We start from the raw sequence: 15,959 nt of genomic DNA, 5'->3' as shown, positions 1-15,959 counted from the left end.
CCGCTTGTCTTCGTCGTGCGCGAAGACGCCGAAACTGTACCCCAAGCGCTGAGGAATACGAAACCGGGTGCCAACAGGAAAAAGCCCGCGGCATCCTCAGGATGCCGCGGGCTTGTCAACGCCGATATTGCCGGCGTCGCCTGCCTGTATGCGGGTAGGCGGTTCAGCTCTTGCGCCGGCGCGCAAAGCCCAGTGCGCCGATGCCCAGGCCGAGCATGGCCAGTGTTGCCGGTTCCGGCACCGGGATGCCGGCGCCGCCGCCGCCGCCGCCAGTTGCGCCGTTCTGGAATCGGACCGTGAAGAAAGTATCCGGTCCGCCAGTGGCGTTGAGCGCGCTGGCCGTCAGGCCGATGCGGTCGTTCAGGCTGAAGTTGGCGCCGGAAAGCGCCGTGGTTGCGGCCGTGATGTCCGCACCGTCGAGCTTGAACACAAAGCCCGAGTTGCCCACACCCGTCTGCGTGGTGGGGAAATTACCGTTGGCCTGAGCGTTGAAAGCGCCAGAGGTAAACAGCGTCGCTCCGGTCGGGCTGAAGAAGCTCAGCACCAAATTGCTCAGGTTAATGCCGTTCTCAGCGGTGTTTCCCGGCTCCTGCGCATTGAAGACGAGGCGCAGCGCCGAAAGGTCCGAGGCGAGATTGGCGGCACTGGTGAAACCGGCGCTGGCGAAGGTCACTGCCTGATTCTGCGAAGTGCCGTTGCCGCCGCTGATGACGTTGCCGCTCGTCGTAGTAGCCGTGCCATTCCAGCCGACACTGCCGGTCTCGGTCGTGGTGCTGCCCGGGCTCTGAATGGTGAGGATGGTGTTGACGTTGCCGATACCGGTACCGGACAGATTCGCGGTCGACGGAGTATCGAGAATCAGTGCGGCGTGGCTCGAAGCCGCGGCTATCGTCAAACCCAGCCCGATCAGGCCCTTCCTGATGAAGGAGGTTTTGTCCATCGTTGCTATCTTCCTATTACGCTACCGGCACACATGCTCCCCAGCAATGCCGGCAGTACTGCTCCCTGCAAGGCTTCTTGAGCAATTTGCGTGCCGAGCTTGTAAGCCTTTGTTTTTTTTATATCTTGCACATAAGCATGGTGATGATTTGGAGCATCTGTAAATTGCGTCGACAGTTACTTGTAACAAATTGATAACAGAAATCGGCTTTCGCTACGCCCAAGTTCGGTCGTTCACGTCTCCTGCAGGCAGCGTAGGTTGCAGCGCCGCGAACACTTCGCTGCATGCAAAAAGTACATGCCGAGTTTTAACTTTACTTTTCGGACACGTCGGCTTAAGGTTTCCTGAAAAACTGAAATCAAGTTCTGCACTGCGGTTTTAGAAGCCAATAGAAACCTGTACGCCAGGAAGGAGACCAGCCACCCAGCCTTTCCGTAACAGCAGCATGAGCACCACGATTCGACAAAAAACACCGAGGAGACGCTTTTCATGCACAGCCACACCCCATGGCTGCGGGTATTACCCGTGGCTTCGCTTGCCCTGTTGCTCGCCGCCTGTGGAGGCGACGATGACAACAATGCCCCAATGGACATCAAGGTATTGTCAAACCGCGCCGACATGGTCAGCGGCGGCGATGCCTTCGTTGAGATCGCTGCGCCAACCGGCGCTGATCGCAAGACCATCAAGGTCAACCTGAACGGCAAGGATGTCAGCACCAGTTTCGCGGTGCGCGCCGACGGCCGCGTCACCGGCGTGCTGACCGGACTTGCCAATGGCGACAACACCGTCACCGCGAGCGCCGACGGCGCCAAGAGCGCGAAACTGACGATCACCAATTTCCCGATCGGCGGCCCGATCATTTCCGGCGCACAGATCCAGCCCTGGGTGTGCGCCACGCCGAGCCCGCAGGCCGAAAGCGGGTCGACCCCGTCGACGAATGCCAGCGGCCTGACGACCACGGCCGTCGATGCGCAGTGCAATATCAAGACCGAGTACAAGCTGTTCTATCACACGACCGCAGCCGGCTGCTCCAACGCCGCGCTGCCCGATCCGAACCCCGGAACGACCGCGCCGGCCAACGCCTGCTTCAAGCCCTACGACCCGAGCGCCGCCGCGCCTGCGGATCTGGCCACGACCACCACCGACGCCGGCGTGACCGTGCCCTACATCGTCCGCGTCGAGCGCGGCACGATGAACCGCGGCATCTACGACATCGCGGTGCTGTTCGACCCGAAATCGGACTGGCAGCCGTATGCGCCGCAAAAGGCCTGGAACGGCAAGCTGCTCTACAGCTTCGGCGCTTCCACCGGCCAGCCGCGCAAGCAGTTCCGCTCCGAGCAGAACTGGGCCGACGACAGGGCTGAAGCCGCACTGGCCCGCGGCTTCATGGTCGTCGACAACAGCATGACCGATTCTCTGTACAACTCGAACCGGGTGCTGATGAGCGAAACCGTGATGATGATGAAGGAACACATCGTCGACACCTATGGTCCGATCCGCTACACGCTGGGCAACGGCTGCTCGGGCGGTTCGATCAACCAGCTGACCAATGCGTCGATCATGCCGGGACTGGTGGACGGTATCCAGCCGAGCTGCACCTATCCGGATTCGCAGACCACCGGTCTGGAAGTGCAGGACTGCGCGCTGCTGGTGAACTTCTACAACTCGACCGAGTGGAAGACGCTCACTGCCGGCCTGACGCAGCAGCAGATCAACGACAAGAAGGCCGCCATCAACGGCCACGTCGATCAGACCGGCTGCCATGCCTGGACCAACCTGTTCTCCAACATCGACCGTCCGGGCAACTACGTTCCGGTGGTCGTGACGGATGACGTCACGGGAGCGACTGCGCCATTCGGTGCGCCAAGGAACAACTGCCAGCTTCCGGCCTCGCTGGTCTACGACCCGACCACCAATCCGACCGGCATTCGCTGTGACGGCGCGGATGCGGCGGTTGCGATCTGGGGCAAGGTGCCTGGCACCAACCGTGCGCGCGACACCCGCGACAACGTCGGCGTGCAGTATGGCCTGAAGGCGATGATGGCCGGAGTCATCACGCCGGAAGAGTTCGTGACATTGAACGAACGCATCGGCGCCTTCGACTTCGACAACAATGCCACCGCCCCCGGCACCACCGGCGCCGCGCCACGCGCGGTTGGCGACACGGAAGCCCTTGCCATTGCCTACAAGGCCGGCATCGTTTCCAGCGGCAAGCAACTGGCGAAGACGGCGATCCTCGATCTGCGCGGCTATGATGATTCGACGCTGCCGGGCAACGTGCCGCCGGGCTCGATCAAGAACGTCACGAACTTCGGCATCCATCACACCTGGCGCAGCTTCTCGCTGAGGGATCGCCTGGACAAGGCCAACGGCAATCATGACAACCACGTCATGTGGCGCTTCGGCTATGCGCTGAACCCGACCACGAGCCTGGCGGTGCAATCCTTCCTGACCATCGACAAATGGGTCGGCAACATCAAGGCCGACACCAGCAGCCTGTCGCTGGAGCAGAAGATCGCCAAGTCCAAGCCTTCAGACGCCACCGACTTCTGCTACCTCAGCACCGACACCACGCAGAGCACCAAGGTCACCGACCCGGCCGCCTGCAATGCCGATCGCTTCCTGGCGCCGCATTCGTCGCCGCGCCAGGTCGCTGGCGGACCACTGTCGGAAAACGTGCTGAAGTGCCAGTTGAAGCCGTTCTCCGCTGCCGACTATGCGCCAGTCAGCTTTAGCTCTACGCAGCTGAACCGGTTGCAGGCGGTGTTTGCCAGCGGCGTGTGTGACTGGAGCAAGCCGGGCGTCGGCCAGCAGGAAGCCGTCAGCCCGCTGAGCTTCGCTACCACTGCGGGCGGCACGCCGATCCCGGCCGCGCCGGTGGCGCAGCCGCAGTAAGACGGCAGGGCGGGATGGCATGCCGTCCCGCCCGTTTCAACATGTAAGTGAAACCGGCAGCCCTGCGCTGCCGGTTTTCTTTTGCGGATATCGACGCCGCGCTCATTCGCCCGATGGCGCTTGTACCTTGGCCGAGCGTTCGCGCACCAGGCGCAAATAGCGCAGGCCGACGATGGCTGCCGCAATGCCCGATGCCGCGCCGACGCCCAAGGCCCAGCGCGGACCAAAGCGATCCGCGACCCAGCCAACTGTTGGCGCGCCCAGCGGTGTCGCGCCGAAGAAGATCGCCAGCAGTATTGCCATCACCCGGCCGCGCATGCCCGGCTCGGTAGCCAATTGCACCAGGCTGTTGGTCGAGGTGGTGAAGATCTGCGCCGAGATGCCGATGGCGACCAGGATTGCGCCGAACCATGCATAGGCGCTCGCCATGGCCGCCGCGGCGCAGCCGATGCCGAAAATCGCGGCCGCGCCGATGATGCGCGGTATGCCGGGTTTTCCCGGACGCGCCGCCAGCAGGGCGCCAGTGACCGAGCCGACTGCCATGGCCGAAGTCAGCAAACCGTATTCACGCGCGCCGGCATGGAATACCGATACCGACATCGTGGAAATGAAGATCGGGAAGTTCAGGCCGAAGGTGCCGAGCAGGAACAGCATCAGCAGCAGCACCTTCAGATCCGGCCTGCCGGCGACATAACGGAACCCGGCCATCAGCCCGCCCTGCGCGCGCTGGCTCCGGTCGCGACGATGCAGCTCGCCGCGCCGCAGCAGCGCCAGCGAGGCCAGCACCGCTCCATATGAGGCCGCATTGATGAGGAACACCGCGCCGGTGCCGGTGGAGGCGATCAACAGGCCGGCCGCGGCCGGGCCGATCATGCGCGCGGCGTTGAAGGATGTGGAGTTCAGCGCCACCGCATTGGCCAGATCGCTTTCGCCGACCAGCTCGGAGACGAAGGTCTGGCGCGCGGGCGCATCGAAGGCGGTAACGGTACCGAGCAGCAGCGCGAATACATAAACCTGCCAAAGCTGCACATGCCCGCTAAGGGTAAGCAGGCCCAGCCCCAGCGCAAGCAGGCTCATCGCGAATTGGGTGACGAACAGTATCCGGCGCCGCGAAAAGCGATCGGTGACATAACCGGTCAACGGCAGCAGCAGCAAGGCTGGTCCGAACTGCAGCGACATCACGATGCCCACCGCGGTGGCGTTCTGATGCGTGAGCTGCGTGAGCACCAGCCAGTCCTGGGCGGTGCGCTGCATCCAGGTGCCGATGTTGGAAATCAGGGCGCCGGCGGCCCACATCCGGTAGTTGTAGCCGGCCAGGGAACGGAAGGTGCCCTTGATGAATCGATACACGAAATGCTCCGTCGACACCGGGCGACCGCGGCATGGTGGCGTGGACGGCGCTTCGGCTGGTGGTTCTGCGGTATGGTGCGCCTTGTCGTTTTATGGCTGGCAAGCGCGGGCCATGGAAGAGGCCGGGACATGTTACCCGCGGTAGCAGCGCACGATATTGATCAAAGCGCGCCGCACCGGCTTGGGAACAGCGCATGCATGAATGCGCAATAGATAAGGCGATGGCAGCAATGGCACATCAATCGATACTCCAGTTCAACACCACCGGACGCGGCTTTCGCGATATCACCCGCGAAGTTGCGAAAGCTGTCGCGCAGTCTGGGCTGCAATGCGGTCTGGCCCATGTTTTTGTGCAGCACACCAGCTGCTCGCTGACCATCACCGAGAATGCCGATCCCGATGTGCGGCGCGATCTCGACACCGTCATGGGCCGGCTTGCGCCGGATGGCGACCCGGCTTACCGGCACGACCTCGAAGGGCCCGACGACATGGCCGCGCATGCGCGCAGCGTGTTGTCCGACACTGGCCTTGTCGTGCCCGTCGGCGGCGCGCGCCTGATGCTCGGCACATGGCAGGGCATTTTCCTGTGGGAGCATCGCGACGCGCCGCAGCGGCGCTCCGTGGTGGTGACGGTGCTGGGCGCATGAGCGTGCCTCAGCGTCACGCCTTCGCACTGCAGGCTGCGCAGGTTGGGCTGACAAGCCAGTCCTTTCAAAGTGACCTTGAATTGTTTTTCAGGACGTCGGTAGTGCGACATGAGGGCGGGTGGGCGAAGTAAGGGTATGGTGCCGTTGCCGTTGCCGTTGCCGTTGCCGTTGCCGTTGCCGTTGCCGTTGCCGTTGCTGTTGCTGTTGCTGTTGCTGTTGTCGTTGCTTTTAACCCCCGTTGATTGCGCCGTGCCGGCGATGCCCGGAGCGGGAAAAGGTGCGGCGTCTGTTTGAGCGAAGCGCAGCGTAGCGAGTTTAGCCGCGCCCCGCTCCGGGCATCGCCGGCACGGGAACCCCGCGCAGCGGGGCGCAATCTCCGGGGCGCCTTTTCTTGCCTATTTCTTTTGGCGCGCAAAAGAAGTAGGCCGGCTGCCGGGCCGGGACCCGGCTAGGTCGAGGCGGCGCTGAACGTTTTGCGTCACCGGAGTGATGCCGTTGAAGGGGCAGGCTCTTGCCTTGCTCGTCGTCGCGTTGGTCGAGGCTTGGATTGAAAGGCCCGCCCGGTCGAAATCCGAGGCCCGATGACCCAAAAAGGACATCGCACTTGGCGAACTAGCCGGGTCCCGGCCCAGCAGCCGGGTTACTTCTTTTGCTCGCCAAAAGAAGTAACCAAGAAAAGGCGACCCGGAGATCGCGCCCCCTTCGGGGGTACCCGTGTCGCCGAACCCTGAAGCGGGGCGCGGCTAAACTCGCTACGCTGCGCTGCGCTTCGCTCAGACAGACGCCGCACCTTATCCGCTTCAGGGCCCGGCGCCACGGCGCGATCAACGGGATTGAAAGCAACGACAAAAGCCAAAACCAGCTGCAACTGCAACGGCAACTGCAAAGGCAGGACCAGTATCAGTACGTAAGCCGCTTCCCTATACCTGCGAACTTTGCCTGCTGCCAAACGCATTAGACCTGAATGTCCCGTACCCTGGCCGTAGCGACGCGCCCCTGCAGCGTAGTGCCATTACAGCCAATCAGCAGTTGCCGAGCGTGGACCTTGAAAGGGCTGGCTGTCAAGCGCAACATCAAACGCCTGCGGGCCTTCAGCATATTGGGCTTCCTTCGTCAGCCCAAGCTCCGAGGTGATGATTCCATCGTTCCAGTCTTCGAGGCGATGCGCCGTACCTGCCTCAGCGCTTGCCCAGCTCCTGCAGCATGCGCGTCATCAGGTACAGGCGCGGCACGATGCCGTCGGTGACGATGTATTCATCACGCGCATGATAGCCGGCGCCCGGCAGGCCGAAACTCTCCAGCACGGTCGCCTTGCCCGAGCGCGCGGCGAAGCCGGCATCGGTCGCGCCGCCGATCATGTCCACCAGCGTCAATGGCCGGTCGAGCTCGGCATAGATGGCCTGGCCCTGCTGCGCCAGCGCGCGTGAAGCCGCGTTGCCGAGGAAGGGCGGCCGGCCGCGATCGATGGTGACGGTGGTTTCGGTATCGGGCACGCGACGATTCTTGATGCGTTGCGCCAGCGCCGTTTCCATGCGGTCGAAGCCGTCCGGCGCAGTCAGGCGCATGTCGCCTTCTGCCGACGCGTTCTCGGGAATCTGGTTCACCACGCTGCCGGCGCGCGACAGCGTCCAGTTCAGCTGCGTGCCGGGCACCGACTTCGCGACGTCCTCGGTCTGCAGCAACTGATGCGACAACTCGATCAGCGCGTTGCGGCCCAGTTGCGGATTCACGCCGGCATGCGCGCTCTTGCCATGCACCTTCAGATGCACGGTGCCGGTACCGCTGGCGCCGAGCAGCAGCGATTCCGGCGCCGCCGACGAAGGCTCGCAGGACAGCACCTCGTCATGCTCGGCGGCCAGCGTGGCGATCAGCTCGCCCGATCCGCGCGAACCGGTTTCTTCATCGGAATTGAACAGCACCGTGATCTTCGCGTAATCGCGCCAGCCGGCATCGTTGAGGATTTGCAGCGCATGCAGGATCACCGCGATCCCGCCCTTGTCATCAGCGATGCCGGGACCGTAGATGCGATTGCCTTCGATGCGCCACGGCTGTGTCTGCAGCACGCCTTCGCGGTACACCGTATCCATGTGCGCAATCAGCATGATGCGTCCCTTGCCGGTGCCGGTGAAGCGGCCGATGACAATGCTGCCCGGACCTTCGCCGGCCTTGCGCGTCTCGGTCTGCGCGCCCAGAGCCTGCAGGCGCTTCTCGGTGTAGGCCGCCATCTTCGCCAGGCCGGCCGCATCGTTGCTGCCGGATTCGATCATCACCATGTCCTTCAGCGATGCGATCAGTGCCGGCTGGGCCGCACGCGCCGCGCCGAGCAGCTTGTCGTCCGGCTGGCCGGCATGCGCGGAAACAAGGACACCTGCTGCAAGCAGCGCGGGCAGAGTACGTACCAGGCGTGAAAAACGTGCGAGGGAAGCGGTGGGCAGGGTCATGCGGTCATCTCCTTTTCGGTATGTGTTGTGACGGGCGCTGGCATTGTAGTGCCCGTAGATGAAATGCAGCGCAATGAACTCGTGCGCGGCTTGCGCGGGGCGAAGGGCAAGCGATCGGCTATTCGCGGAGCAGGCTGTTGATCAGTTCGCGCAGCCAGCGGTTGGCGGCGTCGTGATGGAAGCGTTCATGCCAGTGCTGCCGTATCTCCATGCGCGGAAACGGAACCGGCGCCTCTAGCACCTCGATGTTCGTCAATCCGGTCAATGCCGCCGCCATGCGCGACGGGATGGTGGCGATCGCATCGGTCTGCGCCACGATGGTTGGCAACGCCATGAAATGCGGCACCGTCACCGCGATCCTGCGATGCAGCCGCTGCTTCCAGAGAATGCGCTCCACCGCGGTATCGTGCCCGGTGCCGGTCGAAGCCACCACCGCATGTGCGGCGCTGACATATTCCTCCAGACTCAGCGCCGACCTGCGCGATGTCTTGCCGCGCCGCGCAATGCACACGAAGCGATCGCCATAAAGCCGCTGCTGATAAAAGCCGGCCTTGAGGCCGGGAAAGATGCCGATGGCGAGATCGACCTCACCGGCTTCCATCGCCGCCTGCGGCCCGTGCTCGGGCACGCGGCTGACCTTCACGCTGATGCCCGGTGCGCGCTGCTGCAGGCCAATCAGGATCTTCGGCAGGAACACGATTTCGCCGATCTCGGAAAGATAGAAGGTGAAAGCCTTGCGCGTGGTCGTTGCCGGGTCAAAGCCGGCATCGATCTGCAGCGCGGCTTCGAGCAGTTCGCAGGCGCGCGCGATCGGGTCTTCCAGCTGTTGCGCATAAGGCGTGGGCTGCATGCCGGCAACGGTGCGCACGAACAGCGGATCGTTGAACAGCTTGCGCAGGCGTGCCAGCGCATTGCTCATCGCCGGCTGGGAAAGGCCAAGGCGGTTGGCTGCCAGCGTGACATTGCGTTCCCGGGCCAGCGCATTGAAGGCTGCCAGCAGGTTGAGGTCTACGGAACTGAGGTTCATGGCGATGATATCGGTAATGCGCGCCGCGGCAGTATCCCCATTCATGCGGTGAATGCGGCGTATATGCCTGCGCGCGTAGACAGATAGTGCCCGGTTTCCTACATTGCGTCATACGTTCAATCACGCATCTGATGGAAAACGCCATGCAAGCCGACGATATCGAAGACAACGTAGTCATGGACCGCGCAGCAGTAACGACGCCGCAGTCCGAAGCAGCGCCGCGGCTGGCCCGCTCGCAACGGGCGATGGTGACCAGCCCGCACGAGCTGGCGTCCCGGGCCGGCCTCGATGTGCTGGCCGCTGGCGGCAATGCCGTCGAGGCATCGATTGCCATCGCCGCTTGCCTGGCGGTGACGTATCCGCATTTCACCGGCCTGGGCGGCGACGGCTTTCTGCTCATCAGCGATGCCGCCGGCAAGGTCGTGACGATTTCCGGCATCGGCCAGGCCGCATCGAGGTTGCCGCCGTGGCTGAATGGCATGGAGGCAATACCGCAACGCGGGCCGCAATCGATGCTGACCACCGCCGGCAATGTCGATGCGCTCGGCCAGGCCTTTGAATACAGCCGGGATCGGCTCGGCGGCAAGCTTTCCTGGTCGGACCTGCTGGCGCCGGCCATTGCGCTGGCCCGCGACGGCTTCCCGCATACGCCTTCCGCCGATTTCTGGCTGCGCTACCGCGCAGGCGAACTCGATGCCTTGCCCGGCGTGCGCACTGCCTTTCATGGGCAAGGCGCGGCGCCCCGGGTCGGTGAAGCGTTCAGCCAACCTCGACTGGCCCGCACGCTGGAAACCTTGGCCGAGCGCGGCTACCGTGATTTCTATGAGGGTCAGCTTGCCGAGCGCATGGCACAGGGCTTGCGCGAAGCCGGTTCGCCGCTCACCGCTGCCGACCTTGCCGCCACCCGTGCACGCATCGAGCCGCCGCTGGCGCAGCCGTATCGCGGCGGCCTGCTGCTGGCGCATCAGCCGCCGACCCAGGGCGTGACCACGCTGGAAATCATGGGCATCCTGGAACGCTTCGACCTGGCCTCGGTGCCGGAAGGCAGCGCCGACTATTACCACCTGCTGGTCGAGGCGGTGAAACTTGCCTTCATCGATCGTGACCGCTGCCTGGCTGATCCCGACTTCGCTGCGGTGCCATGCGAGCGTCTGCTCGGCGCCGATGCGCTGGATCGCGCCGCCGCGCGCGTCGACCCGGCCCGCGCACGGCCATGGCCGCATCCCTTCCGTCCCGGCGACACCGCCTTCGTTGCCGCGGCGGATGAGCATGGCAACGCGGTGTCGATGTTGCAAACGATTTATTTCGACTGGGGCAGCGGTGTGATGGCCGGGGACACCGGCGTCATCTGGCACAACCGCGGCGCGGCATTTTCCCTGAACCCCGCGCATCCGAATTGCATCGCTCCAGGCAAGCGGCCGTTTCACACGCTCAATCCCGGCATCTACCTGCGCGAGGGCGCGCCGCGCTTGCTATACGGCACCCAGGGCGCGGATGGGCAGCCGCAGACGCTTGCCGCCATCCTGACCCGGATGATCGACTACGGTATGGACCCGCTCACGGCATTGTCGCGTCCACGCTTTCTGCTCGGCCGCACCTTCTCGGACAGCCGCGACACGCTGAAGCTGGAACGCGACGCCGGCGCCGATGTCTTCGCTGAACTCGAAAGCCGCGGCCATGAGACCAGCGTGCTGCCGGCGCAGAGTCCGCTGGCCGGGCATCCTGGCGCCATCGTGATCGATCGCGCCAGCGGCACGATGACCGGGGCGCACGATCCACGCAGCGACGGCCGCGCGCTCGGGCTGTAGCGCGCCTTGATCCAAGACCGCGATAAGCGGCGCATAACGAAGGAGACAAGCATGAAAGTCGATTTACTGGTCAGGCAGGTGCGCATCGATGACGAAGGTCCGCTGGTGGACATCGCAGTGCGCGACGGACGCATCGCCGCGATCGAGCCGGGTATCGATGTCGAGGCGGATAGGCTCATCGAAGCCGGCGGCCGCGCCGCGATACCCGGGCTCGTCGAGCCGCATCTGCACCTGGACAAGGCCTTGCTGCACCGGCGCCTGCCGTCGCGCTTCGGCACGCTTGAGGAAGCGATCCGCGTCACCGGCATCCTGAAGGGCAAGCAGGAGCGCGGCGATGTGCTGGAGCGCTCGCGCGCCGTGCTCGATCGCGCGGTGAAGAATGGCACCACCGCAATCCGCGCGCATCCGGATGTCGATCTGATCCAGGGCCTGATCGGCGTCGAAACCCTGCTCGAGCTGCGCAACGACTATGCCGATCTGCTTGATCTGCAGATTGTCGCCTTTCCGCAGGAAGGCATCCTGAAGTCCGAGGGCACGCTGGCGCTGATGCAACAGGCGATGGACCTGGGCGCGGACGTGGTCGGCGGTTGCCCCTACAACGAACTGAACTGGGAAGACACGCAGCGCCATATCGACCTGGTCTTCGAGATGGCGCTGCGTTATGACGCGCCGGTGGACATGCATGCCGACTTCGCCGACGACCGCGCCGACCAGCGCTTTGCCGCCACCGAGTACATCGCCAGGAGAACCCTCGAATGCGGCTACCAGGGGCGCGTTTCGCTGGGCCATGTCACCAGCCTGGGCGCCCTGCCGCCGAGCGAGCTCGAGCCCATCGTCGCATTGCTGCGCGAGGCGCAGATCAGCATCGTCACCTTGCCCGCCACCGATCTTTACCTCGGCGGACGGCGCGACGAAGCCAACCCGCGGCGCGGCCTGACGCCGGTGCGCGCGCTGCACCAGGGCGGCGTGAACGTAGCCTATTCGTCGAACAACATCCGCAATGCCTTCACACCCTTCGGCACGGCCGACATGCTCCAGATCGGCAACATGCTGGCGCATGTAGTGCAGTTCGGCACGCCCGAGCATCAGGCTGCGATTCTCGACATGGGCACGCGCAACGCGGCCGCCGCGATCGGCCTGGGCGCCGACTATGGCATTGCCGTGGGCAGGAATGCCGATTTCGTGATCCTCGACACCTTCCAGGTTGCGGACGCGCTGCTGGATATTCCGCCGCGGCTGTGGGTCATCAAGCGCGGACGCATCACCGTCGTCACCGAGCACCGTTGCACGATACACCGCGGCTGCGGCGCGCATGAGCATGCGCATCAGCCATCGCATTCAACGCATCCGTAGCACCCTTGACACCCGTCACACCCGTAGCAGGCATCACCATCCCAATGAAAGAGGAAAAGGAGACCATCATGAGCAAGCTACCCGGAGAAGTCGTCGCATCGCTGCTGGCAGTTACCACCGTTCTGATCTCGCTGCCGCCGCTGCACCTGCCGCCATGGGCCATCTTCATCGGCTGGGCGGCGACCTACGCGATGGGCGGGCCGACGCCGCAGAACATGAAGCGCATCTGGCCGGTCATGCCGGTGGGCTCCTTCTTTGCTTTCCTGATCGTGCTGGGCTTCGGCGCGGCATCGAAGTATTTCGAGGGCGGCGCCTTCATCGTCGCGCAGATGGTGATCCTGTTCTGCCTCAACGCGACGATGATGCTCCTGGCCCGTCTTCCGGGTCTGGGCTTTCTGCCGGGGATGTTCTTCGGTTTCGCTTCGTATTTCGCCACTGTCTTCGGCGGTTTCGGACCGGTGCCGCATGATCCGCTGATGGCGCTCCTGGCGGTGCTGCCGATGAATGCGCTCGGCCCGGTCTATGCGTGGCTCAAGCATCGCTACTCGGCGCCCGAGACGCATGCCGAAGCCTTGCCGCGTCTGGCGGAGCAGGGGCAGGCATAGGAGGGCAGCACTACGAAAGTAACCGTAGGGTGGGCGCCAGCCCACGCGGCACGTCGCGCACCGCGTGGGCTGGCGCCCACCCTACTCAGCCACGATGCTGCAGGCACATGCCGATCAGGACGCGCATTGCTGCGCATGCCGCGGGGTAAGGACCACGACTTCCCTGCCGTAGGCATCGAGATCGATGTCGATCACGTTTCCCCCCGCATCCGTCAGCGTCGCCACGCAGCTGCCATCGGCGGCATACGCATTTCTTATCGCGCCGCGATATGGCCCGTAGGCAAAGGCGTTGTCATTCGGCAGCAGGCAGAACGCACCGTTGCGGCGGCCGGTCTGGAAGTTGTAGAGGCAGCGGCTTTCGGTGGTAAAGGCGAAACTCTCGTTCCTGCCATCCACCACGTGGTCGCCGCGGCTGTTGCCGACCCAGACGATGAAGCCGGAGCCGGATGACCATACGACGGCCACGGAACTGCCGCCGCAGGCGGCAAGCGACAGCGCCGCGAGAACCGATGTGGCAGCGCGCAGCGGGCGTTTCATCGCGTCCTTCCCGAAGGATGGTCGTCCTGATACGCCTCAGGGCTGCGCGCGCTTGTACTTGAACGCGGGCAGCGCCTTCAGCGCCGCCTTGGTCGCGCCCGGCAGCACATAGCGATTGTCGATGGACCGGATATGGTCGATCGGGATCACCACGTCGTGCTTGCCGATGCCGAGAAAGCCGCCGGCGCCGATGATGGCGAAGGACACAGCGTTGTCCGGCGTGATGATGATGTCGTCGATCTTGCCGATGCGCTGCTCCTGCTCGTTGTAGACCGGCTTGCCGATGATGTCCTTGCGTGCGCTCCAGCCAGCGGTGATCACGTCGATCTGGATGACGCCGACATCGGTGCCGTTCTGCGCTTCGGCCTGGGACTGGGTGGCCGAAGCGGCGCGCGTATCCTGCGCCCAAACGCTGGCCGTGGGTAGAAGCAGGAGAAAGGATGCGGCGATAGCAACAAGGGTATTCATGGCAGATGTCCTTTGCGGAAAACGGACGCGGCGACGATGTCCGCGCTCGCCATCATCCTGCGCCCGGCATGCGCGCGCGTTCTTGCGCCAGCATCATGCCGCTTCGCGTTGCGCCTGCGGCCGGTCGAGTGTTGCAGAAAATAGTGTCCGTTTGGCAGATGCGCTCAAGTTCCGGATTTCATCCGGTGAACTTGATAATGACGTTCTGGCGCCGCAAGAAAAAAAGCCCGCAAAAACGAGCGGGCAGAAAAATAAAGAAACGCGCTCCAGAAGCGGGGAGATTTTTTCTATTTATGCTCCCGCTTTGCTTGCGCCAGCAGAACCCGCGACAGGGTGCGATGCAGGTTGGGAAGTCACAGGCTGACTTGCAGAACGGGCTTGGCCGGCCTGTCCGTTAGCCTGCATCGCTGAATAAGTCTTGTCTATGAGTGTGGAAATATGCTCATAAGCCTGTTTTCCACGTTCGGATGCCTGGTTCCTGGCTTCCTCAGTCATTTTGTTGACATCCTGAACCAACGTCCGTGCCGCCTGCGTTGTTTTGGGTACATGTTGCTCTGCCGTTTTCGCTATCTCTTCCTGTGCCTGCGCAAAAATATTCGCAATGTTCGCATTAAAGGCATTAATTGTTTCAGCGGCTGGTTGAGCAATTTCCGATGCAACCAATAAGGCTTGTTGCGGACTGCTATGCATAATTTGTTGAGTTTTGCTAACGGTTTCCGCGAAGATGGATTGCATCACCTTCATATTCGCTTCATTGAAGCGTTGAGCTGTGTGGAAAAAATTTTTGGAAACGTCTGTCAAAAAATCCATTTGTGCCTGGATGTGCTCTCGAGCTGCTGGTGTAGCGGTAGGCATATTCTGCATGTTAATTCTCCGTAAGAATTGATTTCAGAAATTCACTGCTATTAACATTCTCGGTCCGGTATCGCGCCGAGAAAATAGATTAAGGCATGAAAAATGAGATGGCAACCGATTCCGCAAATTTTTATATTTCACTTCTACAATAATGGAAGCGGTGCAAAGAAAATTTTTATCTGCGGAATTGCTGAGTTTCGGAAAATATTCCACCGTTGAATTGAATCGAAAATATGGAAGTCCATTTCTATGGCTGGAGCGACGTTTGCGAAATATTTGAGTTAAGCCAAAGTTGATGTCTTCCCCTGTTATGCAGGCTCTCGTCAACTTTGTTTGTTGCCTGAAATTGCTTGCGAAAGGTGTGATCCGGGAGTTTCCGAGCTCATTGGAAGTCATCGCTGTTGAATAGCTTATTGATTCAGTGTCTGCCCGTTATTGCAGAACTAAAGCTCGTAACGGGAATGAGTAAATCCAGGCGGAAACTACTGCCCCTGTCGCAAACAACGATGCGGCCGCCCCGGCCTTGGTGAGGCATGCCGTTTTTTTGGAAATAAGGAGGCCTGCATTAATACATTTCAATATCTTTATTCAGGACCTGTCAATGCCGTGTTTTCGGTTTTGAATGGAAGAATGAAATAGAGTCCGCGAAGCGCTCTGTCTTATCATTGGAAGCAGAGATGTCCTGCCAATATCGTTTCATTCGCAGGTATGCGGCTTGGTGCCAGCATCTTGGGAAAGAAAAATAGGTCGTGGAGCGAACATATGAATGATTTCAGCGAAAGCCATCTATGCCATGGTACTCGCATCTATTGTTCCGATTTCTTGCGCGTCAGATAAAGCTGGCATTGCGCCGTATTGGCTATCCATAGATCGGCGCAGGTTTTTCGGAAAACTTCCGAATCGGGTATGCAGGGAGAGAATGATTTCTGTCGAGTTCCAAGAAATTCAGGAACATAAAAAAGAGGGGAATTTTCCTCAGTTCATGGCTAGTAAAAGCTGTCACGCTTTTTTGATGAATTAACTCTTTTCGAGA

The 15,959-nt window shown here is 62.1% G+C and carries 13 protein-coding genes; 6 read left to right on the top strand and 7 right to left on the bottom strand.

Translation table 11 applies throughout. The annotated features are described in order from the left end of the window. Positions 1-163: 163 nt before the first annotated feature. Positions 164-940, bottom strand: coding sequence for a PEP-CTERM sorting domain-containing protein (locus tag JJB74_RS12545; RefSeq protein WP_200592201.1), 777 nt, complete (start codon positions 938-940; stop codon positions 164-166). Positions 941-1,429: 489 nt separating this feature from the next. On the opposite strand from JJB74_RS12545, the gene JJB74_RS12540 reads away from it, so the two are divergent. Continuing rightward, entirely contained in the window at positions 1,430-3,835 is a 2,406-nt protein-coding gene (locus JJB74_RS12540) for a DUF6351 family protein (protein ID WP_200592200.1), read from the top strand. 102 nt (positions 3,836-3,937) lie between these two features. On the opposite strand, the gene JJB74_RS12535 is transcribed toward JJB74_RS12540, so the two are convergent. Further along, positions 3,938-5,173 (bottom strand): MFS transporter, encoded by a 1,236-nt coding sequence (locus tag JJB74_RS12535; RefSeq protein WP_200592331.1) that lies wholly within the window; start codon positions 5,171-5,173, stop codon positions 3,938-3,940. Between the two features lie 242 nt (positions 5,174-5,415). Here JJB74_RS12535 and JJB74_RS12530 point away from each other — a divergent pair, with 242 nt between their 5' ends. Further along, positions 5,416-5,832 carry a secondary thiamine-phosphate synthase enzyme YjbQ gene (locus JJB74_RS12530; RefSeq protein WP_200592199.1) on the top strand — a complete coding sequence of 139 codons (417 nt, stop codon included), beginning with the start codon at positions 5,416-5,418 and terminating at the stop codon, positions 5,830-5,832. Positions 5,833-7,010: 1,178 nt separating this feature from the next. On the opposite strand, the gene JJB74_RS12525 is transcribed toward JJB74_RS12530, so the two are convergent. Next, positions 7,011-8,273 carry a M20/M25/M40 family metallo-hydrolase gene (locus JJB74_RS12525; RefSeq protein ID WP_200592198.1) on the bottom strand — a complete coding sequence of 421 codons (1,263 nt, stop codon included), beginning with the start codon at positions 8,271-8,273 and terminating at the stop codon, positions 7,011-7,013. Positions 8,274-8,391: 118 nt separating this feature from the next. Beyond that, complete coding sequence (locus JJB74_RS12520; RefSeq protein ID WP_200592197.1) at positions 8,392-9,345, bottom strand: LysR family transcriptional regulator; 954 nt, start codon at positions 9,343-9,345, stop codon at positions 8,392-8,394. Positions 9,346-9,476: 131 nt separating this feature from the next. Between JJB74_RS12520 and ggt the strand changes: the two genes are divergently transcribed. The 3 genes from ggt to JJB74_RS12505 all read left to right on the top strand — a co-directional run bounded on the left by ggt (position 9,477) and on the right by JJB74_RS12505 (position 13,066). After that, entirely contained in the window at positions 9,477-11,108 is a 1,632-nt protein-coding gene (gene ggt, locus JJB74_RS12515) for a gamma-glutamyltransferase (RefSeq protein ID WP_407672342.1), read from the top strand. A 51-nt stretch (positions 11,109-11,159) separates the two neighbouring features. Further along, the gene (locus JJB74_RS12510) at positions 11,160-12,461 is read left to right on the top strand and encodes an amidohydrolase family protein (RefSeq protein ID WP_200592196.1); all 1,302 of its coding nucleotides are present in this window, start codon (positions 11,160-11,162) and stop codon (positions 12,459-12,461) included. Positions 12,462-12,529: 68 nt separating this feature from the next. Next, the gene (locus JJB74_RS12505) at positions 12,530-13,066 is read left to right on the top strand and encodes a DUF1097 domain-containing protein (protein WP_200592195.1); all 537 of its coding nucleotides are present in this window, start codon (positions 12,530-12,532) and stop codon (positions 13,064-13,066) included. A gap of 114 nt (positions 13,067-13,180) precedes the next feature. Here JJB74_RS12505 and JJB74_RS12500 read toward each other — a convergent pair whose 3' ends face one another. From JJB74_RS12500 to JJB74_RS12490, 3 genes are all read right to left on the bottom strand, one after another. After that, positions 13,181-13,603 (bottom strand): hypothetical protein, encoded by a 423-nt coding sequence (locus JJB74_RS12500; protein WP_200592194.1) that lies wholly within the window; start codon positions 13,601-13,603, stop codon positions 13,181-13,183. 36 nt (positions 13,604-13,639) lie between these two features. After that, entirely contained in the window at positions 13,640-14,071 is a 432-nt protein-coding gene (locus JJB74_RS12495; protein WP_200592193.1) for a PRC-barrel domain-containing protein, read from the bottom strand. A 291-nt stretch (positions 14,072-14,362) separates the two neighbouring features. Then, entirely contained in the window at positions 14,363-14,935 is a 573-nt protein-coding gene (locus JJB74_RS12490; RefSeq protein WP_200592192.1) for a phasin family protein, read from the bottom strand. A gap of 757 nt (positions 14,936-15,692) precedes the next feature. On the opposite strand from JJB74_RS12490, the gene JJB74_RS12485 reads away from it, so the two are divergent. After that, on the top strand, positions 15,693-15,947 hold the full coding sequence (locus JJB74_RS12485; protein ID WP_200592191.1) for a hypothetical protein: 255 nt from the start codon (positions 15,693-15,695) through the stop codon (positions 15,945-15,947). The last annotated feature ends 12 nt before the right edge of the window (positions 15,948-15,959 follow it).

The sequence above is a fragment of the Noviherbaspirillum pedocola genome (genome assembly GCF_016632335.1).
GTDB lineage: Bacteria > Pseudomonadota > Gammaproteobacteria > Burkholderiales > Burkholderiaceae_D > Noviherbaspirillum_A > Noviherbaspirillum_A pedocola.
This window is presented reverse-complemented; position numbering and strand designations above follow the sequence as displayed.